Here is a 21,639-nt window from a genome sequence, read left to right on the forward strand (position 1 = left end):
CCTGTGACCAGCACAGGCGAGGACGAGCACCTGCACAGCACCACCATCGGCGACGACGGCGCCCCCACAGTGGTGTTCCTGCACGGACTCTTCGGACAGGGGCGCAACTTCACCCAGGTCGCCAAGGCGCTGGCACCGCAGCTGCGCTCGGTGCTCGTCGACCTGCCCAACCACGGTCGCTCGCCCTGGACCGACACCGCCGACTACGAGGTCGTCGCGCGGGCGGTCGCGGAGTTCCTGGCCGCGGGGCCGGTGGCCGAGGGCCCCGTGCACCTGGTCGGCCACTCGATGGGCGGCAAGGTGGCGATGGTGGTGGCCCTCACCCGGCCCGAGCTGGTCGAGCGGCTGGTCGTCGTCGACATCTCGCCGACCACCAGCGAGGGCGCCGGCGAGTTCGAGCACCTGCTGGACAGCCTGGCCGGGCTCGACCTGGCCACTGTCGAGCGGCGCAGCGACGCCGACGAGCAGCTGCGCGGACCCATCGACGACGAGCGCGTGCGCGGTTTCCTGCTACAGAACCTGCGTTCGAGCTCGAGCGGCTTCGCCTGGCAGGCCAACCTCGAGCTGCTGCGCCGTGACCTGCCGGCGATCGGCGGCTTCCCGCGACTCGACGCCACCTTCGACCACCCCGTGCTGTGGATGTCCGGCGAGCGCTCGCCCTACGTGCGGCCCGAGCACGCCGAGATGATGCGCACGCTGTTCCCGCGGACGACGCTGGTCACGGTCAAGGGTGCCGGGCACTGGGTGCACTCCGAGCAGCCCGAGGCGTTCGTCTCCGCGCTGCGCGTGTTCCTGGGGGCCGCGGACGCCTCGGACGACGGCGGCGCCGAGCAGCCCGCCGGGTAGCGTGCAGAGCGTGACCCGAGTGACCAGACGCGTGGGCGAGGTGATGCTCCAGCACCCCAAGGTCAGCGGCCGGAGCACCACGGTCGGCGAGGCCCGAGCGCTGCTGGCCCGCGCCAAGGTGCACAACGCGCTCGTCGTCGACGACGTGGGGCGGCTGCTCGCCGTCGTCGAGCCCGCCGACCTCGAGGGGCGTGACGACGCCGAGCGCGCGGTCGACGCGGGGGCCCTGACCTCCCGCACGGTGCACCCCGACGACGAGCTGGACGACCGCTGGAGCCAGCTGCGTGTGCAGGGCCGGCGCCGCCTGGCCGTCGTCGACGACGGCGGCGTGCTGGTGGGCCTGCTGTGCCTCAAGCGTCACGGCGCCGGCTTCTGCACCGACGCCGACGTGCGGGCCCGCGAGGCCGAGCGCGAGGGTCAGGCGACCAGCCACCAGGCGAGCGAGAACGCCGCCGAGCCGGCGACCAGGCTGCCCGTCACGTAGCCGACCGCGGCGCCGACACGGTCGTCCTCGAGCAGGGCGAGGGTGTCGGTGGAGAACGTGGAGAACGTGGTGAGGGCCCCGCAGAACCCCACGCCGACCAGGGTGCCGACCCAGTCGGGGGCGCCACGGGTGGAGGCGGCCGCCACGACCCCCAGCACCCCGGAGCCCACCACGTTGACGGCGAACGTGGCCCAGGGGAGTCCGTCGCGGCCACGTCGCCGCAGCTCGACGTCGACGACGTAGCGCAGCACCGCGCCCACCGACCCGCCGAGCAGCACCAGCGCCGGGGTCACCGCGGCCCCTCGCGCTCGCGGCGCCACGCCAGCACGCGGCCGGCACGCAGGCCCGCCCAGGCGCCGAGGAGCCCGACCAGCACCGACCCCAGCAGGTAGCCGCCGGCGACGGCGAGCCGGCCGGCGTCGGCGAGTGCGTGGGCGTCGAGCATCGCGGTCGAGAACGTCGTCCAGCCACCGAGGAGTCCGGTGCCGAGCATCGGTCGCAGCAGGTGGTGCCGCGGGCGCGGGCCGGCCAGCAGACCCAGCAGCAGCCCGAGCAGCACCGCGCCGGTGAGGTTGACGAGCACGGTGGACCACGGCAGCTCGGCAGGCGAGTGGGGGAGCGCCTCCGCCACGGCCCAGCGGCCCAGGCTGCCGATCGCCCCGCCGAGCGCCACCGCGACGACTGCGTCCGCGCGCACGCGGGGCAGCGCGGTGGGGGTCGTGGCGGTCACGAGCGGTGAGGCTAGTCCGCGGCCCCGGTGGGTCGGCGGCGCAGGTCCGCCGCCCAGCCGGTGTCGGCGCGCAGGACCCGACCGTTGAGCGGCTGGGTGTCGCGCGAGTCGCCGTCGGGGAAGGTCGCCTGGAAGGCCCTGATGCCCGCGCGCGAGCACGTCTGCGGCTCCGTGAGGAACCACAGGACCGGCTCGGTGTACGGCTCGGTGGTGAGCGAGCCGCGGTAGCGCAACGTGCGCGGTCGCGCGGGGACCAGGGAGCGCAGGTCGAAGTCGTCGACCTCGATCGGCTCGTCGCACTCCTGCGGCAGCCGGCGCAGGATGCGGTCCGCCTCGCTGGGGGCCCCGGGCAGCAGCAGCACACCGACCACGAGGCGCAGCCCGGCCTCGCTCTGGTGCACCAGGTGCATCTCCAGCGGCGCGTGCCGCCCGCGCACGGTGTGCTCGGACGGCGTGTGGAAGTGGAACTGCGCGAGCCGGTAGCGCTCGCCCCGGTAGAGGGCGTGGCCGGCGTCCTCCGGCACGTCGACCTCCTCGGTCTCCTCCGCGCCGCGCGCCTGGCAGCCGCCGCCGTCCGGGTCGTCACGGGTCACGTAGCGCACCGAGACCGGCACGTGGCGCCGGTAGCGCAGCACCAGCGGGTCGAGGTCGTCGCGGTGGCGCACGAGGCCGGGCCGGACGTCGATCGGGCTCTGGTGCGGCCGAGCGGCGACGGCGCTCGCGGCGGTGGGCGGGACGGTGGACGAGACCGCGGCAGCGGCGGTGGCGGCCAGCGGAGCCCCCAGCAGGGTGCGGCGCGTGGTGGGCACGGAGGACCTCCCGAGATGTCGAGGTGAAGATGGTTGCCTGCGGCAACCATGTGGGAGTCTAGCCCGGCCCCTCCAACCCGCGCCGAGGGTCAGGAATCGAGAAGCAGCCGTCGGTGGGCGCGACTAGCCTGCCGTCCATGACGGCCCCGAGCAGCCACCACGCCGACGCCCACGACCTGATCCGGGTCGTCGGAGCGCGGGTCAACAACCTGCGTGAGGTCAGCGTCGAGCTGCCCAAGCGGCGGCTCACGGTCTTCACCGGCGTCTCCGGCTCGGGCAAGAGCTCGCTGGTCTTCGGCACCGTCGCGGCGGAGTCGCAGCGGCTGATCAACGAGACCTACAGCGCGTTCCTGCAGGGCTTCATGCCCTCCCTGGGGCGCCCCGACGTCGACCTGCTCGAGGGCCTGACCACCGCCATCGTCGTCGACCAGGAGCGCATGGGCGCCAACCCGCGCTCCACCGTCGGCACCGTCACCGACGCCAACGCCATGTTGCGCATCCTGTTCAGCCGCCTCGGCACCCCGCATCTGGGCTCGCCGCAGGCGTTCTCGTTCAACGTGGCCTCCATGTCGGGCGCCGGCGCCGTCACCATGGAGAAGGGCGGGCGCACCACCAAGGAGCGCCGCGAGTTCACCGTCGTCGGCGGCATGTGCGCGCGCTGCGAGGGGCGCGGCGCTGTCTCCGACATCGACCACAGCGCGCTCTTCGATGCCGACAAGTCCCTCAACGAGGGCGCCATCACGATCCCCGGCTACTCCATGGAGGGCTGGTACGGGCGCATCTTCCGCGGCTGCGGCTGGTTCGACCCCGACAAGCCGATCAAGCAGTACAGCAGGCGCGAGCTCGACGACCTGCTGCACAAGGAGGCCACCAAGATCAAGGTCGAGGGCATCAACCTCACCTACCTCGGGCTGATCCCCCAGATCCACAAGTCCTTCCTCTCCAAGGACCGCGAGGCAATGCAGCCGCACATCCGCGCCTTCGTGGACCGGGCGATCACCTTCACCACCTGCCCGGACTGCGACGGCACCCGGCTCAACGAAGCGGCACGCTCCTCGACCATCGGGGGCGTGAGCATCGCCGACGCGTGCGCCATGCAGATCACCGACCTCGCCGCGTGGGTGCGCGGCATCGAGGAGCCCTCCGTGGCGCCGGTGCTGCGCGGCCTCGGGCACCTGCTCGACTCCTTCGTCGGCATCGGTCTGGGCTACCTCTCGCTCGACCGACCCTCGGGCACGCTCTCGGGCGGCGAGTCCCAGCGCACCAAGATGATCCGCCACCTCGGCTCGGCGCTCACCGACGTCACCTACGTCTTCGACGAGCCCACCATCGGGCTGCACCCGCACGACATCGCGCGGATGAACGACCTGCTGCTGCAGCTGCGCGACAAGGGCAACACCGTGCTGGTCGTCGAGCACAAGCCCGAGGTGATCGCCGTGGCCGACCACGTGGTCGACCTCGGGCCGCGCGCCGGGTCGGCCGGGGGAGAGGTGGTCTTCGAGGGCACCGTGGAGGGCCTCCGCGCGGCCGACACCCTCACGGGGCGCCACCTCGACGACCGGGCGCGGCTCAAGCCGCAGGTGCGTGAGCGCACCGGAGTGATGGAGGTGCGCGGCGCCGACCTGCACAACCTGACCGGCGTCGACGTCGACGTCCCGCTGGGCGTGCTGTGCGTCGTCACCGGGGTCGCGGGGTCGGGCAAGAGCTCGTTGATCCACGGGTCCGTGGCCCCGCGTGAGGGAGTCGTGACCGTCGACCAGGGCGCCATCAAGGGGTCGCGCCGCAGCAACCCGGCCACCTACACCGGGCTCCTGGAGCCGATCCGCAAGGCGTTCGCGAAGGCCAACGGAGTCAAGCCGGCGCTGTTCAGCGCCAACTCCGAGGGCGCGTGCCCCGCCTGCAGCGGCGCAGGTGTCATCTACACCGACCTCGGGATGATGGACACCGTCTCGACGCCGTGCGAGGAGTGCGAGGGCAAGCGCTTCCAGGCGGCGGTCCTGGAGTACCTGCTGGGCGGTCGCGACATCAGCGAGGTGCTGGCGATGCCGGTCGCCGAGGCGCTCGCCTTCTTCTCCGACGGCGAGGCGCGACTGCCCGCGGCCCAGAAGATCCTCGCGCGCATGGACGACGTCGGGCTCGGCTACCTCACCCTGGGTCAGCCGTTGACGACGCTCTCCGGCGGCGAGCGGCAGCGGCTCAAGCTGGCCATCCACATGGCCGACCCGGGCGGCGTCTACGTGCTCGACGAGCCGACGACGGGCCTCCACCTGGCCGACGTCGAGCAGCTCCTGGCGCTGCTCGACCGGTTGGTGGAGGCCGGCACCTCCGTCATCGTCATCGAGCACCACCAGGCGGTGATGGCGCACGCCGACTGGATCATCGACCTCGGTCCCGGTGCCGGTCACGATGGCGGCCGCGTGGTCTTCGAGGGGACGCCGGCCGATCTCGTCGCCACCGCCTCGACGCTCACCGGTGAGCACCTGGCTGCCTACGTCGCCGGGTGACCGGACCACTGGCGGGGGAGTAGAACACGTTCTACCCTGCCGGCATGGACCTCGTCGCGATCGAAGAGATCAAGCGCCTCAAGTACCGCTACTTCCGCACCCTCGACCTCAAGGAGTGGGACGAGTTCGGCGACTGCCTGGCCGAGGACGTCACCGCCCGCTACGGCACCCAGGCGATGAAGGAGCCGTTGCACTTCGACTCGCGGGCAGCCGTGGTCGAGTACATGAGCGCCAACCTGGGCCCGGGGATCGTGACCATCCACGTCGCCAACCACCCCGAGATCGACGTCGACGGCGACACGGCGACCGGCTCCTGGGCGTTCGAGGACACCGTGATCGTCCCCGACTTCCAGGTCACCATCCGGGGCGGCGGCTACTACCGCGACGAGTACCGCCGCGACCCCGACGGCCGCTGGCGGATCAGCGGCACCCGCTACGAACGCATCTACGAGGCGATGACCTCGCTGGCCGACACCCCCAGCTTCCAGCTGATCGCCAACCGCTGGGACCCCAGCCTGGCCCACTGACGCCCGTTCCCTGCCGAGCCGTCGTGCCGCAGGACGGGTCGGTGGTCCAGCCGTGCGCACTCGGGACGGGTCGGCGGTCCAGCCGTGCGCACTCGGGACGGGTCGGCGGTCCAGCCGTGCGCACTCGGGACGCGTCGGCGGTCCAGCCGTGCGCACTCGCGACGGGTCGGGCGACGCGGTGAGAGCGGTGCTCTCGCCCAGTCAGGGCTCGGGCTGGCAGGACGGGCACCAGAACACCGTGCGGGCAGCGAGCGTGCCGGAGAGCACCTCGGTGTGACAACGCCGGCAGGGCAGCCCGGCCCGCCCGTAGACGTAGTGCGAGTCGACCCGTCGCGCGCGGCCGGAGGGTCGGTCGCGGTCGGCGGGCTCGGTGGTGACGATCCGCCCGGCGCGCACGCCCGCGCGCAGCAGCAGCTCGAGGTCCTCCCAGACGGCGCTCGTCACGGCACCACGCACGTCGCGGCCCGGCGTCAGCGGGTGCAGGCCCTGGCGGAAGAGGACCTCGGCCCGGTAGACGTTGCCGACGCCGGCGATGACGCTCTGGTCCATGAGCAGCGTGCCCAGCGGGGCGCGACTGCGAGCCACCCGGTCGAGGAAGGGCTGCGGGTCGGTGCGTGGGCGCAGCGGGTCGGGTCCCAGCCTGGCCAGGACGGCCTTCCGCTCGGCGGGTGTCTGCACCTCGCAGGCGGTCGGTCCGCGCAGGTCGAGCCAGTGCGTGGGGGAGAGGATCCGCAGGCGCAGGGCGCCCTTCGGCTCCGGCGCCGGAAGCTCGCCGACCCGGAACTTGCCGTAGAGCCCCAGGTGCACGTGGAGCCACAGGTCGTCGTCGTAGCGGTGGAAGAGGTGCTTGCCCCACGCGTCGGTGGCCTGCAGCGTCCGCCCGTCCAGGAGCGCGGCACCCTCGGCGAAGCGCCCCTGCGGGCTGGAGGTGTGCAGCGTCCGGCCGACCAGGAGGCGGCGCTGGTCGCGCGCCAGGCGGTGGATCGTATGTCCCTCGGGCACCAGCAGATCGTGCCCGAGGGACCCAAGCCGCCCCGGTGGCGCGGCCACGGCCGCACCGTCGGTGGCCGGCCGTAGGGTCGAGCCATGGGACTGACCGTCGACCTCGAGCGCGCTCGCACCGACTGCGACCAGACGATCGAGGCGTTCGTCCGTGCAGCCGGGTCGCTGGACGAGCACGAGCTGCTGGGTGCCTCGCGCTGCCACGGCTGGACCCGCCTCGACGTCGTGGTGCACGTGATCGCCGGCTGGCAGGAGATGCTTGGCGGGCTCGTCTGCCGCACCGCGGAGCCGCCGACCGTCGACGCCGCCAGCTACTGGACGGCCTTCGCCGAGGAGTACGGCTCCGAGGACGCCGTGGCCGCCCTGATGTCGCAGCGTCGCCGCACGGCCGCCTACGCCCGGCCCGGTGCCGCCACCGCCCAGCTGCGCGACGTCGCCACGGCGCTGGCCCGTGGCGTGCGCGGCTGCACCGAGGAGCGGCGTGAGTGGCAGGGCCACGTGTTCGCCGCCGGTGACTTCCTCGCGATCTGGGCGGTGGAGAACGTCGTGCACCACCTCGACCTGCTCACCGAGGTGCCGGCCCCCGCGGGCGCGCTGAACCTGGCGCGGCGGACCGTCGAGGAGCTCGCCGGGGGCGCGCTGCCCTCGGCGTGGTCCGACCTCGACGCCGTGCTCGCCGGGGCGGGTCGCGCGCCGGCGCCGTGGTGCGAGGACGACGCGATCGCCTCGCGTCTGCCGGTGCTCGGCTGACCGGGCCGGCTCAGCGGGTCAACGTGCGCTCCCAGAACGCGACCACGTCGGCGGTCACCTCGTCGCGGTTGGTCTCGTTGAGCATCTCGTGGCGGCCCTCCGGGTAGAGCCGCACCGTGATGTCGCCCAGGCCGGCGTCCCGGTAGCGCTGGGCGACCAGCTCGATCGCGGCGCCGCCGCCGGCGAGCGGGTCGGCGTCGCCGGAGACCAGCAGCACGGGCAGGTCGTCGCGGATGCGCGCCAGCCGCTCGGGGTCGGCGGCCGGCAGCAGGGTCTCGATGCCCGTGAAGGGGGAGGCCTGCCACCCGCAGCCGGGGTCGGCCACGTAGGCGTCGACCTCCTCCGGGTCGCGGCTGAGCCACTCGAAGCCGGTGCGGTGCTCGAAGCCCGCGTTGAAGGCGCTCAGGTCGGCCGGCTCGTCGCCGGCCAGCAGCGGCACCAGGCCGCCGACCTCGGTGGTGCCGGAGAGCACGACGGCGTCGACCAGGTCGTCGTGGTCGAGCAGGAACTGCTGGGTGGCGAAGGAGCCCATGCTGTGGCCGAACAGGCCGAGGGGGAGTCCGGGGTGCTCCTCGCGCAGGTGTCGCGCCAGCACCGCGACGTCGTCGACCCACCCGGGCCAGCCGTCGGGTCCCCAGACGCCGTACCCCTGGGCAGCGCTGCGCCCCGAGCCGCGTCCGTCCGGCGCGTAGACCAGGTAGCCGGCACCGGTGAGCGCCTCCGCGAAGCGGCGGTAGCGGCCCGCGTGCTCGCCCAGCCCGTGCTGCACCTGCAGGACGGCGCGCGGGTCGCCGTCGGGAGCCCACCGGTAGACCTGCAGGGTCTGCCCGTCGCCGGTGGAGATGGTGATCGTCGTCTCGTCCATGTCGGGACACTAACGGCCTCCGCACCCTCCGGGTGCGAGGGCCGTGCGCGTCGGCGCTCTCTGCGCCGGCAGGCACGCGGAGGCCTGCGTGAGCGTGCCGCAGTAGCGTGCGCCACGTGCGAGAGGTGTTCGGGCAGTCAGGCTTCCGGGTCCGCCTCGACTGGGGGCCGGTGGGCGCTCGCGCGACCCAGGGCGACGTCGTGGTCGTCGTCGACGTCCTCAGCTTCACGACCTCGGTCACCGTCGCCGTCGGCCGGGGGATGGACGTCTACCCCTTCCCGTGGCGCGACGAGCGGGCCGTCGACTTCGCGCGCCGCCACGACGCGACCCTGGCCGTCGGACGGCTCGAGGCGCGAGCGCCGGGCGTCGCCGTCGGGGCGCCGTCGCTCTCACCGGCCGGCCTCCTGACGTGCGCCCCGGTTCTACGGCTGGTGCTGCCCTCGCCCAACGGCTCGACCATCGCCGCGGCGATGCAGCAGGGCGAGCCGAGCGGCGAGGTGGTGGCCGGGTGCCTGCGCAACGCCGCCGCGGTGGGGGACCACCTGGTCGCCGCGCTGGAGCAGGGACTCGCCGTCAGCGTCGTGGCAGCAGGCGAGAGGTGGGCGGAGGACGACTCGCTGCGTGTCGCGCTCGAGGACCACCTGGGTGCCGGGGCGGTGCTGGCCCGGGTCGTCGAGCGCGGTCAGGGGCACCGACTCAGCCCCGAGGCCCGGGCCGCAGCCGACCTGTTCGCGGCGACGCGACCGCGGCTGGGCGAGGTGCTGCACGCGTGCGTCGGGGGCCGGGAGCTCGCGGCCAAGGGATTCGCGACCGACGTCGACGTGGCGGCCGAGCTCGACGTCTCGACCGTGGTGCCGGTGCTGCGAGGTGGAGCGTTCGGCAGCGAGCGAGGCTGAGCAGCGATCACGGCCGACTCGAAGCTTGGCCGAGCTCGGCCACGACGCGTGCGGCGTCCCGGTCGTGCGGCTCGGGCCCGTCGAACCGGCGACTCCCGGTGCCCGGTTCCTGGCCGCCCGAGGAACGCTGGCAGGTGAGATCCGGATCGGCGCAAACATCCAGTTCACCGACGACGAGCTCGACGAGATGCTCGACGCGCCGGTGAGCCTGTGAGGCTGTTGCTGGACACCCACGTCATCCTGTGGCTGGAGCGCGTCGCCGCCTCGGGCGTGCGCACCCTCGGGCTCGCCGACGTTGTCCGTCGTCACCGCCGACCCGCGGTTCGGGGACTACGGAGTGGATCTCGTCGCCGCCTGACCTGGCTCTCCCGCACGCTGCACAAGACCGCCGATAATGGACATTATGTCAGGTAACGCAGAGGAGCGCGTGGAGAAGAGCTCCTCGCCCCCTCCTCGGGCCGCGCACGCACGTCGACGCCCAGACGACGCAGCCGCGCTGCCTGCCAGACGTCGGCCGGCTGCTCCTGCTCGAGCCGCAGGCCGAGACCGAGCGCCGCCAGCGCGTCGTCACGGGTCAGGGAGCCGTCGTCGACCAGCGCCATCAGCGTCTCGAAGGCGGCCTGCTGCTGCTGGCGCTCACGCTCGGCGCTGGCGCGCGGCGAGCGCCACTCCCGATCCGGCCCGTCCATGTCGATCCCCCTCCGTGCACGTGCGACACCGGGGAGTCTGACGCACGGCACCGACAACGGCACGGATCGCCGAGCGCGAGGGTCAGGAGCGACCGTGCCTCAGTGCAGCCACCAGCGCTCGAGCATGCCCTCCGGCCGGCCCGGCTCGATGTAGTGCTCGATGCCGAAGGCCATCGCGAAGACGTCCTCCGGCATCGACAGGATCTGCTGCACGTCGGTCTGGCTGCCGTGGCAGGCCAGCGCCGCGCGCTTGGTGGCGATGTCGGCCCTGACGTCGACCGCCCAGTGCAGCTCGGACTGGGGCGTGCCGATCGGCAGGCCGTCGTCGCCCGGCGCGTCCGGGTCGAAGCCCTCCATCCCGTGGTCCTTCGCCGCCTGGAACAACGCGCGCATCTGGTCGCGGTTCAGCGTCACCTCCAGGTGGCGCGCGCGGGCAGCGGACAGCTCGGTGGCGCGTCGGGTGACCCGGTGGACCATCACGTGGTCGGGGTGCCCGTAACCACCGTGCCAGTCGTAGCCGACGACGACGTCCGCGGACTCCTCGTCGAGCACGTCCGCCAGAGCACGTGCCGCCACCTCGGGATCGGCACGGGAGAACGCGCGCTCGCCCGTGTTCTGCTCCCACCCGCTCATGCCCGAGTCGGCGTAGCCCAGCCACACGACCCGGTGCGTGCCCGTGACCTCGGCGGAGGCGACCGCCTCGCGGCGGCGCCGCTGCACCAGCGTCTCCCCCGGCTCCAGGTCGTCGGGTGCGGCACCGAAGTCACCGTTGGTCGCGTACACCACCACCACGCGGTGTCCCTCGCGGACGAGCCGGACCATCGTCCCGGCGGTGCTGGTGCCCTCGTCGTCGGGATGGGCGTGGACGAAGACGACGGTGCTCACGTGGGCCCCAACCCCCGACGAGGACCCCGCATTCCGAGAGCCCGCCGGCCGCGCTCAGACCCCTCCCGGAGCCGTCAGCCACGCGCGCAGGGCCTCGAGCACCGCACCCGGTCGCTCGACCGGCACCAGGTGACCGGTCCCGGGCACCACGACGACGGGCGACTCGCCCGGCAGCAGCTCCCGCAAACGGTGCGCCTGCTCCGCGGGGAGCCACGGGTCCTCGGCGCCCCACCCGATCCTCACCGGGCAGCGCACCTCACCCAGCCCAGCCACCAGCTGCCCGGTGTCCGCGGCGGCGAGCTGCGCCACCTGCCGGTAGAAGGCGGCCTGCGCCGGCTCCCCCAGCCAGGGCTCCACCAGCGCCTCCAGCCACGCCGCGTGCAGCGCCCCTGCGGCGGCGCCGGACACGTACTCACGGACGAGCGCGGCGTGCAGGGCCGCCGGCAGGACCGCGAAGACCTGCTCGTGCTCGGCCACGAGGCGGAAGAACGCGGAGCCCCAGGGGTCGAGCACGACCGCGTCCCACAGGAACAGGGCGCCCAGGTCGACCCCGTCGAGCAGGTGGGCGCCCAGCGCGACGGCTCCACCGACGTCGTGCGCCACCACGTGCCGCTCGCTCGCACCCCAGTGCTCCAGCAGCGCACCCAGCCGCTGCGACTGGCTGCGCAGGTCCAGCGCGACGTCGGGGGCGACACGCGAGCGGCCGTACCCCGGCATGTCCCACAGGAGGACGCGGTGCTCCCGGCTGAGCTCGTGTGCCGCGCGGGACCAGACCTGCGACGACCACGGGGTGCCGTGGCAGAGCACGACGTCGCCGCGGTGCGCCCCTCCACGCGGCTCCAGCACGTAGGTGGCCACCGGCACTCCCCCGACGTCGACCACCTCGGCGCGCGGGAGGGGTGGGACGGTGGACGACGAGGACGTGGCAGGCACGTCGCGGACGCTAGGACCTCAGGTCCACCTGAGGTCAAGGCATGATGGTCCGGTGCGGATCGGTGAGGTGGCGACGACCCTCGGCGTGCCGGTGCACGCCCTGCACCACTGGGACGCGCTCGGCGTCGTCGTGCCGGACCGCACGGGCGCCGGTCACCGCACCTACACCGACGAGCACCTGGTCCGCCTCCGGATCCTGCTGTCGTGCCGCGAGGTCGGGATGAGCCTGGCGGAGATCCGCCTGGTGCTGCACCGCGACGAGGCAGGACGCGCGGCGGTCCTCCGGCAGCGTCTGGACCACGTCCGGGAGCAGCGTCGCCGGCTCGACCGCGCGCAGGCCTTCCTCGAGCACGTCGTGGGTTGCCGGCACGACCTGGTCAGCAGGTGTCCCGACTGCGCCGCGTACGCCTCGGCTTGATCCTGCGCGGCCGGCGAGACAGGGTGGTCGATCCACCTGCACACGACGGAAGGCACAGCAGATGCTCACCCTGACCGAGAACGCAGCCACGATCGTCAAGACCATCGCCGAGCAGCAGGAGTCCGAGGTGACGGGCCTGCGGATCACCGCGGGCGACCAGCCCGAGGACTCCTTCGCCGTGGCCACGGCCACGGGACCGGAGCCCGAGGACCAGGTGCTGGAGCAGGACGGGGCGATGATCTACCTCGACTCCCCCGCCGCGCAGCAGCTGGACGACAAGATCCTCGACGCGGGCGTCGACACCGCCGGCAACGTGGAGTTCGCCCTCGGCGTCCAGGGCTGAGGCACGGCACCCGAGCCACCCGCGGCCCCGTCAGCCATGCGCTGGCGGGGCCGCGGCACGTCTCAGCACTGCTCAGCGCTGGGCGAAGGCCATCGCGTCGGCGGGGACGATCTCGCGCCCGAGCGGGAGCAGCGAGAGCGGCACCATCTTGAAGCTGCCGATCCCCAGCGGGATGCCGATGACCGTCAGGCACAGGGCGACGCCGGTGAGCACGTGGCCGATCGCCAGCCAGACGCCGGCGACCACGAACCAGATGACGTTGCCCACCGCCGACGGCGCGCCGGCGTCGCGTCGGCGCACCGCCACGCGCCCGAAGGGCCACAGCGCGTACAGCGCGATCCGGAACGAGGCGATCCCGAACGGGATCGTGACGATCAGCAGGCAGCAGACGACCCCGGCCGCCAGGTAGCCCAGTGCCATCCAGAACCCGCAGAACACCAGCCACAGCACGTTGAGGATCGTCCGCATGTGTGAAGTGTCGTCGACCTGGGCAACACTGCCGCCATGACCCTCCGGCAGTCCCTGACCCGTCCCGTGGCCCTCGTCCTCAGCGCGCTGCTCGCCGCCGTCGCGCTCGTCGCGACCGTGCAGGCGCCCGCCTCCGCCGCCTGGATGACCTCGACGAACATCCACGGCGGCAAGCTGCAGGTCTGCAAGCGGTACGTCGACGGGCAGAACTACGTGCGCTTCCGCCTCGACAACCGCCAGGGCAGGCACACCCACCTCGGCGGTTTCAGCCGCACCCGCAACGGCGAGACCCGCAGCTTCCCGGTGCGCGCGGCGGCCGGTCGCATCTCCCAGGTGGTGCAGGTGCCGGTCCGGCCGAGCGACAGCTTCAGCACCGGCGTCGGTGAGGTCACCGGTGAGGGCGCCGGCGGCGGCACCGGTCCCCTGTCCAGCTTCCCGCGCTGCTGAGACCCGGCGCCTCGGCACGCCACCACGCGCCGGGCAGAATCGCAGGGTGAGCGACCTCGACCTGCCCTACGACAACCGCACGGGTCGCGGGCCCGGTCGCGTGGTGCGTGCCCTGGGTCTGGTCGTCCCCGGGATCAACCGGGTCCGGGCCCAGGCCGAGCCGTACGCCGACGAGTGGAGCGCCCGCAACCGGGAGGCACTCGGCATGCCGGGCCGGCGTTGGATCGCTCTCGGCGACTCCATGTCGCAGGGCGTCGGGGCCTCCTCCCCCGACGCGGGTCTGGTCGGCCTGCTGGCCGGCCGACTCGCCGACGCCGGGCACGAGCTGCGGGTCGTCAACCTCTCGGCCACGGGCGCGCGCGTGAGCGACCTCGTGGAGCAGCAGGTGCCCGTGATGCAGGCCCTCCCGCCCTCCGACCCCGCCGCCGGACCCGACCTGGTGACGGTCGTCGCCGGGTCCAACGACCTGTTCGGCGGACGGCAGCACAGCAGTGCCCTGCCCGACCTGATGCGACGGCTCGTAGGGCTGCTGCCCCGCGGCGCCGTCGTGGCCACGCTCCCCCAGCCCTCGGCCGCCGCCCGCGAGGCGAACACCCACCTCGACGACGCCGCACGCCACGGACACGTGCGGCTGGTCGACCTCCGCACCAGCGGCCCCACCTCGTGGAAGGGGATGCTGGCACCCGACTTCTTCCACCCCAACGACCGCGGCTACGCGGCGATGGCCGAGGCGTTCGAGCCCGTGCTGCTCGCCGCGCTGCAGGAGGACCAGTGACCCACTCCCCCACGCCCCAGCCCGTGCGGGCGGGGATCGTCGTCACGGGCACCGAGGTGCTCACCGGCCGGGTGAGCGACGCCAACGGACCGTGGCTGGCAGAGCAGCTGCGCACCCTCGGCGTCGACGTCGGGCGGATCGTGGTGGTGGGCGACCGGCCCGACGACCTCGAGTCCGCGCTGCGCTACCTGCTGGCCGACCACCGGCTCGTGATCACCACCGGCGGCCTCGGCCCCACGGCCGACGACCTGACGGCGGAGGTCGTCGCCCGGGTGCAGGGTCGCCCGGTGCGGCTCGACGAGTCGCTCGAGCGCCGGGTCGCGGCCCGGGTCGAGGAGCTGAACCGGCGTCGCGAGCGCCAGCCCGCTCCCGAGGTGGTGGCCGCCGGTGTGCGCAAGCAGGCGATGGTGCCCGAGCAGGCGGCCGTGCTCGAGCCCGTGGGCACCGCGCCCGGGCTCGTCGTCACGGCGGTGGGCGACGCCGCGGCTCCGGTGCTCGTGCTGCCCGGCCCGCCGGGCGAGCTGCGACCCATGTGGGAGGACGCACTGCGCGACCGGGCGGTGCTGGGGGCGATCGAGGGTGCGGGCGCGCTGCGCCAGGGGACCCTGCGCGCCTACGGCCCGCCCGAGTCCGAGCTGGCGGCGCTGCTGCGCGACCACGAGGCCGCGCACGGCTCGTTGGAGAGCGCGGGACTCGAGGTCACGACGTGCCTGCGCGAGGGCGAGCTGGAGGTCGTCACTCGCTACCGACCCGATGCCCAGACCGCCTACGAGCGACTGGTCGAGACGTTGCACGACGGTTTCGGAGCCGCGCTCTACAGCCGGGACGGAGCCAGCGTCGACCAGACCGTCGCCGCACTCTTCCGGGAGGCCGGCGCCACCGTGGCCACCGCCGAGTCGTGCACCGCAGGCCTGCTGGCCGGCCGCCTGGCCGACGTGCCCGGCAGCTCGGCCTACCTGCTCGGCGGCTTCGTCACCTACGCCAACGAGGCCAAGACCGCAGAGGTGGGCGTGCCGGCCGACCTGATCGAGCGCGTCGGCGCGGTCAGCGCCGAGGTGGCCGAGGCGATGGCGCGGGGGGCACGCGAGCGGCTCGGCACCACCTACGGCATCGGGATCACCGGGGTGGCCGGTCCTGGCGGAGGCACCGCGGACAAGCCCGTGGGGCTGGTGCACGTGTGCCTGGCCCACGAGGACGGGCGCACGTGGCCGCTGCGCCTGCAGCTGGGGGGTGGTCGCGCCGGCGTCCGGCAGCGCACCGTCGTCGCCTGCCTGCACCTGCTGCGCGAGGTCCTCACCACCGGGTGACGCGCCGGGTGTGAACCACCGACGGCGGGGAAGGCTCGGACTGCCCACCGAGTCAGGAGGCCCGATGTCGACCTACGATCCCTACCAGCCGCCCGAGCAGCCCGCCGACGGCTCGCGTCCGGACGCGGAGGACCCGTTCGACTCCCGGCACCGCCCGGAGCTCGAGCTCGACCCACCCGACCCGAACGACCCGCAGTGGCGCAGCACCGGGAGCTACCGCCCGACCAGCGGCCTCTACGCCAACGCCTACTCCTCGCACACCAGCTCCGGCGTCCGCAGCGGCGCGAACGTGGCCATGGGCGCGATCGGCGTGCTCGTGGTGGTGGTCTTCGCCGTCGTCGTCGGCTCCATGGCGAGCCAGCGCGACTCCCCCACCGGCACCTACGACGACGGGTTCGCCCAGTGCGCCGCCGAGCACGACGAGGACAGCTCGCTGTTCAGCGACGCGGAGTGGTGCGACCTGGAGCTCAACGGCGGCGACGGCGACGGCGACCTCACCGACATGGGCGGCATCAGCGACGAGGGCGGGTTCGACGTCGAGGACTACTTCCCCGACGACCCCTACGGGCCGTAGCCTCCCGCGGTCACTGGTTCGCACACTCGGGAGGCCAGCATGAGCACCGCAGACGGATCCACCGCCACCACCGGCCAGGACCCCGACCAGGAGCGGGGTCTCGCCCGCTGGGCGCAGCGCAGCGCCGCCTGGACCGAGCGCTGGTTCCCCGACGCCTACGTGTTCGCGCTCGCCGGCGTCGTGCTCGTGTCCGTGGCCGCGCTGGTCAACGGCTCCAGCCCGCAGACCGTCGCCGGCACCTTCGGCGACGGGTTTTGGGACCTCACCGCGTTCACCCTGCAGATGGCGATGGTGGTGCTCACCGGTTACGTCGTCGCCAGCTCCCCTCCGGTGGCCCGCCTCATCGCCCGCATCGCCCTGGTACCGAGCACGCCTCGCGGAGCCGTCGCGTTCGTCGCCCTGCTCTCCTGCCTGGTCTCGATGCTGAACTGGGGCCTGAGCCTGGTCTTCAGCGGTCTGCTCGCCCGGGCGATCGCGCGCCGCGGCGACCTGCGCGCCGACTACCGCGCGCTGGGGGCCGCCGCCTACATGGGCCTCGGCGCGGTGTGGGCCCTCGGGCTCTCCTCCTCGGCCGCCCAGCTCCAGGCGACACCCGAGTCGCTGCCTCCGGAGCTGCTGGCCATCACGGGGGTCCTCGACTTCGGCAGCACCATCCTCACCTGGCAGTCGCTGGTCCTGGCCGCGGTGCTGATCGTGCTCACGGTCGCCGTCGCCTACGCCTCCGCGCCGCGCGGTGGTGCGGTGCGCACGGCCCAGGAGATGGGCATCGACCTGGACGACACCGTCGAGAGGCCTGACGGGCCGAGCCGGCCGGGTGAGTACCTCGAGCACTCGCGGGTGCTGCCCGCCCTGATCGGACTGCTCGCCCTCGGCTGGCTGGTCCTGCAGCTCGCGACGCTCCCCGTGCTCAGCGTGCTCTCGAACCTCAACGGCTACCTGCTGGTCTTCCTCGTGCTCGGCCTGGTGCTGCACGGCACCCCGCGGGGCTTCCTGGACGCGACGGCGAAGGCGGTGCCCACCACCGCCGGCGTGCTGGTGCAGTTCCCGCTCTACGCCGCGATGGCGGCGGTGCTCACGCGGGCCGAGGGGCGCGGGGGCGTCACGGTCTCCGAGCACCTGGCCGACCTCTTCACCGGGCTCGGTTCCGGTGGCGCCTTCGCCGTCGTCATCGCGCTGTACACGGCCCTGCTGGGCCTGCTGGTGCCCTCGGGCGGCGGCAAGTGGCTCGTCGAGGCGCCGTACGTGATGCAGTCGGCCACCGACGTGGGCATGAACCTGGGCTGGACGGTCCAGATCTACAACGCCGCGGAGGCCCTCCCCAACCTGGTGAACCCGTTCTTCATGCTGCCGCTGCTGGCCGTGCTCGGGCTGCGGGCGCGTCACCTCGTGGGCTTCACGTTCCTGCAGTTCGTCTTCCACCTGCCGGTGGTCCTGCTGGGACTGTGGCTGCTCGGCATGACCTTCGAGTTCGTCCCACCCGTGCAGCCCTGACGAGGCCGACGGCCCGCGGCCGCGGGAAGAAGGCGGCGTCAGCCCACCCACGGCGCGCCCACGCCGTCGAGACCCCCGATCAGCAGCCAGGCCCCGACCGCGGTGCAGGTGAGCGTGAGCCCACCGAGCACCAGCACCCACGCCAGGGCCGGCAGCGGCGTCAGCCCGGCGAGCACGTCGGCGTCGGAGCCCCGTGAGCGTCCGCCGCGCCGGCCCCGCTGCAGCTCGACGACGGCGCGGGGCGCCCCGAGCAGGAGGAAGGCCGTCAGCGCCCAGGCGGCCACGCCGTGCACGACCGGTGTACCCCACCAGGTGACGGCGAGCAGCGCTCCCGCCGTCACGAGCACCACCCAGAGCCCGAAGAGGTTCCGCACCAGCACGAGCACCAGCGCCAGCAGCAGCAGGCCCAGCCAGAGCGCGAGCAGCGGACGGCGGGCGCCCACGAGCGCCGCGGCACCCAGCCCCACGAGCGCCGGCGCCGGGTAGCCGGCGGCCGCCGTCAGCACCATGCCCGGCCCCCGCGGCTTGCCGCGCGAGACGGTGAGCCCGCTGGTGTCGCGGTGCAGCCGGATGCCGGAGAGCCGTCGACCGGTCACCAGCGCCGCGGCTGCATGACCACCCTCGTGCAGGATCGTCAGCAGGTGCCGGGTGCGCCGCCACGCCACCCACGGCAGCAGCGCCGCCAGCGCGACCAGGAGCGCGACCGCGACCGCGACCGGCTCGAGCGGTGGTTGCCGGCTGACGACGTCGTCGGCGATGCGGCCCAGGACGTCGCCGGGGCTCACAGCTGCTGGAGCCGCGGCAGCACCTGCTCGCAGACCTGCGTGGTCCATGCGACCGGGTCGTCGCCGTGCGGGGTGCTGGTGAGCAGGTCGACGCCGAGCGCCGCGTACGCCTCGGCCTCGCGCAGGAAGCCGTCCGCGTCGGCCAACGGGTCCGCCATCACGATGACGGTCTTGCGGATCGCGTCGTAGTCGGTGCCCTCGGTGGAGCAGTGCTCTCGGAGCACCTCGAGCTTGTGGGCCACCACGTTGGGGCCCTCGCCGAAGAGGTTGCACGCGTCGGCGTGCCGGGCAACGAGGCGCAGCGTCTTGCGCTCCCCCGAGCCGCCGATCAGGATCGGCAGCCGCTCCTGCACCGTCGGCGGCACGCACACGGTCTCGGCGAGCCGGTAGTGCTCGCCCGCGAACGCGCCGTCGTCGGAGCCCCACATCTGGCGGCAGATCCGCAGTGCCTCGTCGAGCCGCTCGAAGCGCTCGGAGGTGGAGGGGAACGGCACGCCGAGGCCGGTGTGCTCGCGGTCGTACCAGGCGGCTCCGATGCCGAGCATCGCGCGGCCGCCCGAGAGGCGGTCGAGCGTGGCGACCGTCTTGGCCAGCAGGCCCGGGTGGCGGTAGGTCACGCCGGTGACCAGCAGCCCCAGCCGCAGCTGCTCGGTGAGCCCGGCCAGGTAGCCGAGGGTCGTGTAGCCCTCGAGCATCGGCTCGGTCGGCCCGCCCAGCTGCTCCATCTGGAACCAGTGGTCCATCACCGTGAACAGCTCGACCCCGCCCTGGTCCGCGGCCCGCGCCGTGGCGGCGAGACGCTCGGTGAGGGAGTCCTGCCACCCGGGGTGGCTGAACGAGGCGTAGTGCACTCCGATCTGCATGAACCGAGAGTAGCCAGCGTCGCGTGGGTACCAGTCGCGCATGAGCACCCCCTCCCCCGAGCACCAGCGCCCCGACGGCGTCAGCGACGCCACCGTCGAAGCCCTCGGCAAGCTGTCCGAGGCGCTCGAGGTCGTCGAGGAGGCCCGCGGCCACCTCTACGCCTTCCACCGCCGCAGCGGCACCGCCGACCTCACCCTCGGCGAGGCCGTCGAGAGCCTGCGGGACGCCGGCCACACCGAGCTCGCCGACCGCATCGAGACCGAGCTGGTGGGCCGCAACATCCTGGCCGGCCGCTGGAGCTTCCAGGTCGTCGAGGAGTACGACGACGGCTACTACCGGGACTTCAAGGACGCCGAGGCGCGAGCCCGTGCGGAGCTGGTCGAGGGCAAGCGACACCTCTTCGAGGCCGAGATGAAGGAGGACCGCCGCACCCACGGGCGTGCCGACCACGAGGCCACTCCCCCGGGCGCGGGCGAGGCCGCAGCGGGGGACTGAGCGCGCGCTCCCTACGATCGGGGCCATGCTGCGACGCCCCCGCCCCGCACTGACCCTCCTGCCGGCCCTCGCGCTGGCCCTCTCCCTCACCGCCTGCGGCGACGACGGCGCCGCCTCCGGTGGCGGGGAGGGCTCCGGGAGCGACGCGGTGGAGAGCACCGCCGTCGGCACCCCGTTCAGCGAGTCGGGTGCGGCGGCCGGCACCGCGAGCTGCAGCTACGAGAGCGACGGCCAGGAGCCGGCTCGCGAGGTGGACCCGCCGCCCAGCACCGCGCAGTTCTCCGGCGAGGTGCCGGGCGTCGTCGTCACCAACCGTGGCGACCTGCGCCTGACCCTCGACGCCGACAACGCGCCGTGCACGGTCAGCTCCTTCACCTCGCTGGCCGACCAGGGCTACTTCGACGACACGCCGTGCCACCGGCTCACGGGCGGTGGGAGCCTCTCGGTGCTGCAGTGCGGCGACCCGCTCGGCGAGGGCTTCGGCGGGCCGGGCTACCAGTTCGACGACGAGCTGACCGGCTCCGAGACCTACCCGGCCGGCACGCTGGCGATGGCCAACGCCGGGCCGGGCACCAACGGCTCGCAGTTCTTCATGGTCTACGCCGACTCCCAGCTGCCGCCCGCCTACACCGTCTTCGGCACGCTCGACGACGACGCCGTCGCCACCCTCGAGGAGATCGCCGACGCCGGCTCGACGCCCGAGGGCGACGGCGCGCCGAACACCGACGTCGAGATCCTGGGCGTCAGCACCGAGTAGCCGAGACCTGGGGTCACGCGGCGCCGAACCCGACCCCGCTCAGCTCCTCCGAGCGCTCCCAGAGGGCGCGGGCCAGGGCCGGGTCCCCCGCGGCCTGGCTGCGCCCCACGGGCACCGGCCATCCCTGCATGCCACCGAGGCGGTGCGGCCCGAGGTAGCTGTTGCCGGGCACGTCCATGGTGGCCGCGAAGAGCACCGGCAGCGCTCCCTGCCAGGCGGGCATGCCCACCAGCCGGTGCCCGAAGGCGCCGACCGCGGTGGCCACGCGGTTGCCGGTCTGCGAGGTGATCGCGGTGTGCGTGCTGCCCGGGTGGGCGCCCGTGGCGCGCAGCGTGGAGCCGGCGACGGTCAGGCGTCGCTGCAGCTCGGCCAGGAACAGCAGGTTGCACAGCTTGGACTGCGCGTAGGCGCCCATCGGGCTGTAGCCGCGCCGCGTCCAGTCGAGGTCGTCGAGCTCGAGCCGGCCGGCGCGGTGGGCGTTGGAGGAGACGACGACGACCCGGTCGCGCAGGTGCGGGAGCAGCAGGTTGGCGAGGACGAAGTGGCCGAGGTGGTTGGTGGCCAGCTGCAGCTCGACGCCGTCGGGGCTGCGGCCGAAGGGCGTGGCCATCACGCCGGCGTTGTTGACCAGCACGTCGGGGCGCACGCCGTCGTCGACCAGGCGCCGGGCGAAGGCGCGCACCGAGCCGAGGTCGGCGACGTCGAGCAGCCGCACCTCGACCTGCCCCGGCAGGTCCCGCAGGTCGGCGGCCGCCCGCTCCCCCCGCTCCACCGACCGGACCGCCATCACGACCCGGGCGCCGGCGCCCGCGAGCGCCCGCGCGGTCTCGAGTCCCAGCCCGCCACCGGCACCGGTGACCACGACGGTGCGCCCGTGCTGCGGCGGCACCTGGCGCCACGGGTGCACCCGCGACCAGCGGGACCGGCGAGATCCGGGGGCGGGAGTCGCTGAGACGTCGGGCACAGCCAGCAGGGTGCCAGAGCCGCGGCCCCTG

The 21,639-nt window shown here is 73.7% G+C and carries 28 protein-coding genes; 16 read left to right on the forward strand and 12 right to left on the reverse strand.

Annotation, left to right across the window (positions count from 1 at the left end; genetic code table 11):
• Positions 1-3: 3 nt before the first annotated feature.
• Together ABD948_RS16535 and ABD948_RS16540 are read left to right on the forward strand one after the other, a co-directional pair.
• Positions 4-846, forward strand: a complete 843-nt coding sequence (locus ABD948_RS16535) for an alpha/beta fold hydrolase (RefSeq protein WP_345267814.1) — start codon at positions 4-6, stop codon at positions 844-846.
• A 10-nt stretch (positions 847-856) separates the two neighbouring features.
• A complete protein-coding gene (locus ABD948_RS16540; RefSeq protein ID WP_345267816.1) occupies positions 857-1,330 on the forward strand; it encodes a CBS domain-containing protein in 474 nt (157 codons plus the stop codon).
• Here the strand turns inward: ABD948_RS16540 and crcB are convergent.
• The 3 genes from crcB to ABD948_RS16555 are packed head-to-tail and all read right to left on the reverse strand — an operon-like array spanning position 1,264 to position 2,869.
• The gene (crcB, locus tag ABD948_RS16545; RefSeq protein ID WP_345267818.1) at positions 1,264-1,623 is read right to left on the reverse strand and encodes a fluoride efflux transporter CrcB; all 360 of its coding nucleotides are present in this window, start codon (positions 1,621-1,623) and stop codon (positions 1,264-1,266) included. The genes ABD948_RS16540 and crcB overlap by 67 nt on opposite strands.
• A complete protein-coding gene (locus ABD948_RS16550) occupies positions 1,620-2,060 on the reverse strand; it encodes a fluoride efflux transporter FluC (protein WP_345267820.1) in 441 nt (146 codons plus the stop codon). The genes crcB and ABD948_RS16550 overlap by 4 nt, the downstream gene beginning before the upstream one ends.
• Before the next feature lie 11 nt (positions 2,061-2,071).
• On the reverse strand, positions 2,072-2,869 hold the full coding sequence (locus ABD948_RS16555) for a carbonic anhydrase family protein (protein WP_345267822.1): 798 nt from the start codon (positions 2,867-2,869) through the stop codon (positions 2,072-2,074).
• Between the two features lie 137 nt (positions 2,870-3,006).
• Between ABD948_RS16555 and ABD948_RS16560 the strand changes: the two genes are divergently transcribed.
• Positions 3,007-5,373, forward strand: coding sequence for an ATP-binding cassette domain-containing protein (locus ABD948_RS16560; RefSeq protein ID WP_345267825.1), 2,367 nt, complete (start codon positions 3,007-3,009; stop codon positions 5,371-5,373).
• 44 nt (positions 5,374-5,417) lie between these two features.
• A complete protein-coding gene (locus ABD948_RS16565; RefSeq protein WP_345267827.1) occupies positions 5,418-5,900 on the forward strand; it encodes a nuclear transport factor 2 family protein in 483 nt (160 codons plus the stop codon).
• A gap of 201 nt (positions 5,901-6,101) precedes the next feature.
• On the opposite strand, the gene ABD948_RS16570 is transcribed toward ABD948_RS16565, so the two are convergent.
• The gene (locus tag ABD948_RS16570; RefSeq protein ID WP_345267829.1) at positions 6,102-6,902 is read right to left on the reverse strand and encodes an Fpg/Nei family DNA glycosylase; all 801 of its coding nucleotides are present in this window, start codon (positions 6,900-6,902) and stop codon (positions 6,102-6,104) included.
• An 84-nt stretch (positions 6,903-6,986) separates the two neighbouring features.
• Here ABD948_RS16570 and ABD948_RS16575 point away from each other — a divergent pair, with 84 nt between their 5' ends.
• Positions 6,987-7,652: a maleylpyruvate isomerase N-terminal domain-containing protein gene (locus tag ABD948_RS16575; protein ID WP_345267831.1), complete on the forward strand. Its 666-nt coding sequence runs from the start codon at positions 6,987-6,989 to the stop codon at positions 7,650-7,652.
• Between the two features lie 10 nt (positions 7,653-7,662).
• Here ABD948_RS16575 and ABD948_RS16580 read toward each other — a convergent pair whose 3' ends face one another.
• Entirely contained in the window at positions 7,663-8,517 is an 855-nt protein-coding gene (locus ABD948_RS16580; protein WP_345267833.1) for an alpha/beta hydrolase, read from the reverse strand.
• Between the two features lie 116 nt (positions 8,518-8,633).
• Here ABD948_RS16580 and ABD948_RS16585 point away from each other — a divergent pair, with 116 nt between their 5' ends.
• Together ABD948_RS16585 and ABD948_RS16590 are read left to right on the forward strand one after the other, a co-directional pair.
• Positions 8,634-9,413: a 2-phosphosulfolactate phosphatase gene (locus tag ABD948_RS16585; protein WP_345267835.1), complete on the forward strand. Its 780-nt coding sequence runs from the start codon at positions 8,634-8,636 to the stop codon at positions 9,411-9,413.
• A 25-nt stretch (positions 9,414-9,438) separates the two neighbouring features.
• Positions 9,439-9,627 (forward strand): hypothetical protein, encoded by a 189-nt coding sequence (locus tag ABD948_RS16590; RefSeq protein WP_345267839.1) that lies wholly within the window; start codon positions 9,439-9,441, stop codon positions 9,625-9,627.
• A gap of 187 nt (positions 9,628-9,814) precedes the next feature.
• Here ABD948_RS16590 and ABD948_RS16595 read toward each other — a convergent pair whose 3' ends face one another.
• The 3 genes from ABD948_RS16595 to ABD948_RS16605 all read right to left on the reverse strand — a co-directional run bounded on the left by ABD948_RS16595 (position 9,815) and on the right by ABD948_RS16605 (position 11,920).
• Positions 9,815-10,102, reverse strand: a complete 288-nt coding sequence (locus tag ABD948_RS16595) for a hypothetical protein (RefSeq protein ID WP_345267843.1) — start codon at positions 10,100-10,102, stop codon at positions 9,815-9,817.
• Positions 10,103-10,201: 99 nt separating this feature from the next.
• A complete protein-coding gene (locus tag ABD948_RS16600; RefSeq protein ID WP_345267846.1) occupies positions 10,202-10,987 on the reverse strand; it encodes a PIG-L deacetylase family protein in 786 nt (261 codons plus the stop codon).
• A 54-nt stretch (positions 10,988-11,041) separates the two neighbouring features.
• Positions 11,042-11,920, reverse strand: a complete 879-nt coding sequence (locus tag ABD948_RS16605) for an alpha/beta fold hydrolase (protein WP_345267848.1) — start codon at positions 11,918-11,920, stop codon at positions 11,042-11,044.
• A gap of 67 nt (positions 11,921-11,987) precedes the next feature.
• Between ABD948_RS16605 and ABD948_RS16610 the strand changes: the two genes are divergently transcribed.
• Positions 11,988-12,338 (forward strand): MerR family transcriptional regulator, encoded by a 351-nt coding sequence (locus ABD948_RS16610; RefSeq protein ID WP_345267850.1) that lies wholly within the window; start codon positions 11,988-11,990, stop codon positions 12,336-12,338.
• A 61-nt stretch (positions 12,339-12,399) separates the two neighbouring features.
• Positions 12,400-12,681 carry a Fe-S cluster assembly protein HesB gene (locus ABD948_RS16615; protein ID WP_345267852.1) on the forward strand — a complete coding sequence of 94 codons (282 nt, stop codon included), beginning with the start codon at positions 12,400-12,402 and terminating at the stop codon, positions 12,679-12,681.
• A 72-nt stretch (positions 12,682-12,753) separates the two neighbouring features.
• Here the strand turns inward: ABD948_RS16615 and ABD948_RS16620 are convergent, their stop codons facing one another.
• Positions 12,754-13,149, reverse strand: coding sequence for a YccF domain-containing protein (locus ABD948_RS16620; RefSeq protein ID WP_345267854.1), 396 nt, complete (start codon positions 13,147-13,149; stop codon positions 12,754-12,756).
• A gap of 36 nt (positions 13,150-13,185) precedes the next feature.
• Between ABD948_RS16620 and ABD948_RS16625 the strand changes: the two genes are divergently transcribed.
• The 5 genes from ABD948_RS16625 (at position 13,186) to ABD948_RS16645 (ending at position 17,743) form a co-directional block, all read left to right on the forward strand.
• Positions 13,186-13,596 carry a hypothetical protein gene (locus ABD948_RS16625; RefSeq protein ID WP_345267856.1) on the forward strand — a complete coding sequence of 137 codons (411 nt, stop codon included), beginning with the start codon at positions 13,186-13,188 and terminating at the stop codon, positions 13,594-13,596.
• A 46-nt stretch (positions 13,597-13,642) separates the two neighbouring features.
• Positions 13,643-14,371, forward strand: coding sequence for an SGNH/GDSL hydrolase family protein (locus ABD948_RS16630; RefSeq protein WP_345267858.1), 729 nt, complete (start codon positions 13,643-13,645; stop codon positions 14,369-14,371).
• On the forward strand, positions 14,368-15,678 hold the full coding sequence (locus ABD948_RS16635; RefSeq protein WP_345267860.1) for a competence/damage-inducible protein A: 1,311 nt from the start codon (positions 14,368-14,370) through the stop codon (positions 15,676-15,678). Before ABD948_RS16630 ends, ABD948_RS16635 begins: the two co-directional genes overlap by 4 nt.
• A 64-nt stretch (positions 15,679-15,742) precedes the next feature.
• Positions 15,743-16,252 carry a hypothetical protein gene (locus tag ABD948_RS16640; protein WP_345267862.1) on the forward strand — a complete coding sequence of 170 codons (510 nt, stop codon included), beginning with the start codon at positions 15,743-15,745 and terminating at the stop codon, positions 16,250-16,252.
• A gap of 39 nt (positions 16,253-16,291) precedes the next feature.
• The gene (locus tag ABD948_RS16645; RefSeq protein ID WP_345267864.1) at positions 16,292-17,743 is read left to right on the forward strand and encodes a short-chain fatty acid transporter; all 1,452 of its coding nucleotides are present in this window, start codon (positions 16,292-16,294) and stop codon (positions 17,741-17,743) included.
• A 38-nt stretch (positions 17,744-17,781) separates the two neighbouring features.
• On the opposite strand, the gene ABD948_RS16650 is transcribed toward ABD948_RS16645, so the two are convergent.
• Together ABD948_RS16650 and ABD948_RS16655 are read right to left on the reverse strand one after the other, a co-directional pair.
• Positions 17,782-18,528 (reverse strand): M50 family metallopeptidase, encoded by a 747-nt coding sequence (locus ABD948_RS16650; RefSeq protein ID WP_345267866.1) that lies wholly within the window; start codon positions 18,526-18,528, stop codon positions 17,782-17,784.
• Positions 18,525-19,391, reverse strand: a complete 867-nt coding sequence (locus ABD948_RS16655; RefSeq protein WP_345267869.1) for an LLM class F420-dependent oxidoreductase — start codon at positions 19,389-19,391, stop codon at positions 18,525-18,527. Before ABD948_RS16655 ends, ABD948_RS16650 begins: the two co-directional genes overlap by 4 nt.
• Before the next feature lie 40 nt (positions 19,392-19,431).
• Between ABD948_RS16655 and ABD948_RS16660 the strand changes: the two genes are divergently transcribed.
• Positions 19,432-19,887 carry a hypothetical protein gene (locus ABD948_RS16660; protein WP_345267871.1) on the forward strand — a complete coding sequence of 152 codons (456 nt, stop codon included), beginning with the start codon at positions 19,432-19,434 and terminating at the stop codon, positions 19,885-19,887.
• Between the two features lie 25 nt (positions 19,888-19,912).
• On the forward strand, positions 19,913-20,644 hold the full coding sequence (locus tag ABD948_RS16665) for a peptidylprolyl isomerase (RefSeq protein ID WP_345267872.1): 732 nt from the start codon (positions 19,913-19,915) through the stop codon (positions 20,642-20,644).
• Positions 20,645-20,657: 13 nt separating this feature from the next.
• On the opposite strand, the gene ABD948_RS16670 is transcribed toward ABD948_RS16665, so the two are convergent.
• Complete coding sequence (locus tag ABD948_RS16670; RefSeq protein WP_345267874.1) at positions 20,658-21,608, reverse strand: oxidoreductase; 951 nt, start codon at positions 21,606-21,608, stop codon at positions 20,658-20,660.
• Between the last annotated feature and the right edge of the window lie 31 nt (positions 21,609-21,639).

The sequence above is a fragment of the Nocardioides nanhaiensis genome, assembly GCF_039542785.1.
GTDB lineage: Bacteria > Actinomycetota > Actinomycetes > Propionibacteriales > Nocardioidaceae > Nocardioides > Nocardioides nanhaiensis.

Excerpts from the sequence above, each read along its gene's own strand:
- ABD948_RS16560 (WP_345267825.1), top strand. The coding sequence starts at position 3,007 with ATGACGGCCCCGAGCAGCCACCACGCCGACGCCCACGACCTGATCCGG.
- ABD948_RS16565 (WP_345267827.1), top strand. The coding sequence starts at position 5,418 with ATGGACCTCGTCGCGATCGAAGAGATCAAGCGCCTCAAGTACCGCTAC.
- ABD948_RS16575 (WP_345267831.1), top strand. The coding sequence starts at position 6,987 with ATGGGACTGACCGTCGACCTCGAGCGCGCTCGCACCGACTGCGACCAG.
- ABD948_RS16580 (WP_345267833.1), bottom strand. The coding sequence starts at position 8,517 with ATGGACGAGACGACGATCACCATCTCCACCGGCGACGGGCAGACCCTG.
- ABD948_RS16595 (WP_345267843.1), bottom strand. The coding sequence starts at position 10,102 with ATGGACGGGCCGGATCGGGAGTGGCGCTCGCCGCGCGCCAGCGCCGAG.
- ABD948_RS16615 (WP_345267852.1), top strand. The coding sequence starts at position 12,400 with ATGCTCACCCTGACCGAGAACGCAGCCACGATCGTCAAGACCATCGCC.
- ABD948_RS16620 (WP_345267854.1), bottom strand. The coding sequence starts at position 13,149 with ATGCGGACGATCCTCAACGTGCTGTGGCTGGTGTTCTGCGGGTTCTGG.
- ABD948_RS16625 (WP_345267856.1), top strand. The coding sequence starts at position 13,186 with ATGACCCTCCGGCAGTCCCTGACCCGTCCCGTGGCCCTCGTCCTCAGC.
- ABD948_RS16640 (WP_345267862.1), top strand. The coding sequence starts at position 15,743 with ATGTCGACCTACGATCCCTACCAGCCGCCCGAGCAGCCCGCCGACGGC.
- ABD948_RS16645 (WP_345267864.1), top strand. The coding sequence starts at position 16,292 with ATGAGCACCGCAGACGGATCCACCGCCACCACCGGCCAGGACCCCGAC.
- ABD948_RS16655 (WP_345267869.1), bottom strand. The coding sequence starts at position 19,391 with ATGCAGATCGGAGTGCACTACGCCTCGTTCAGCCACCCCGGGTGGCAG.
- ABD948_RS16660 (WP_345267871.1), top strand. The coding sequence starts at position 19,432 with ATGAGCACCCCCTCCCCCGAGCACCAGCGCCCCGACGGCGTCAGCGAC.
- ABD948_RS16665 (WP_345267872.1), top strand. The coding sequence starts at position 19,913 with ATGCTGCGACGCCCCCGCCCCGCACTGACCCTCCTGCCGGCCCTCGCG.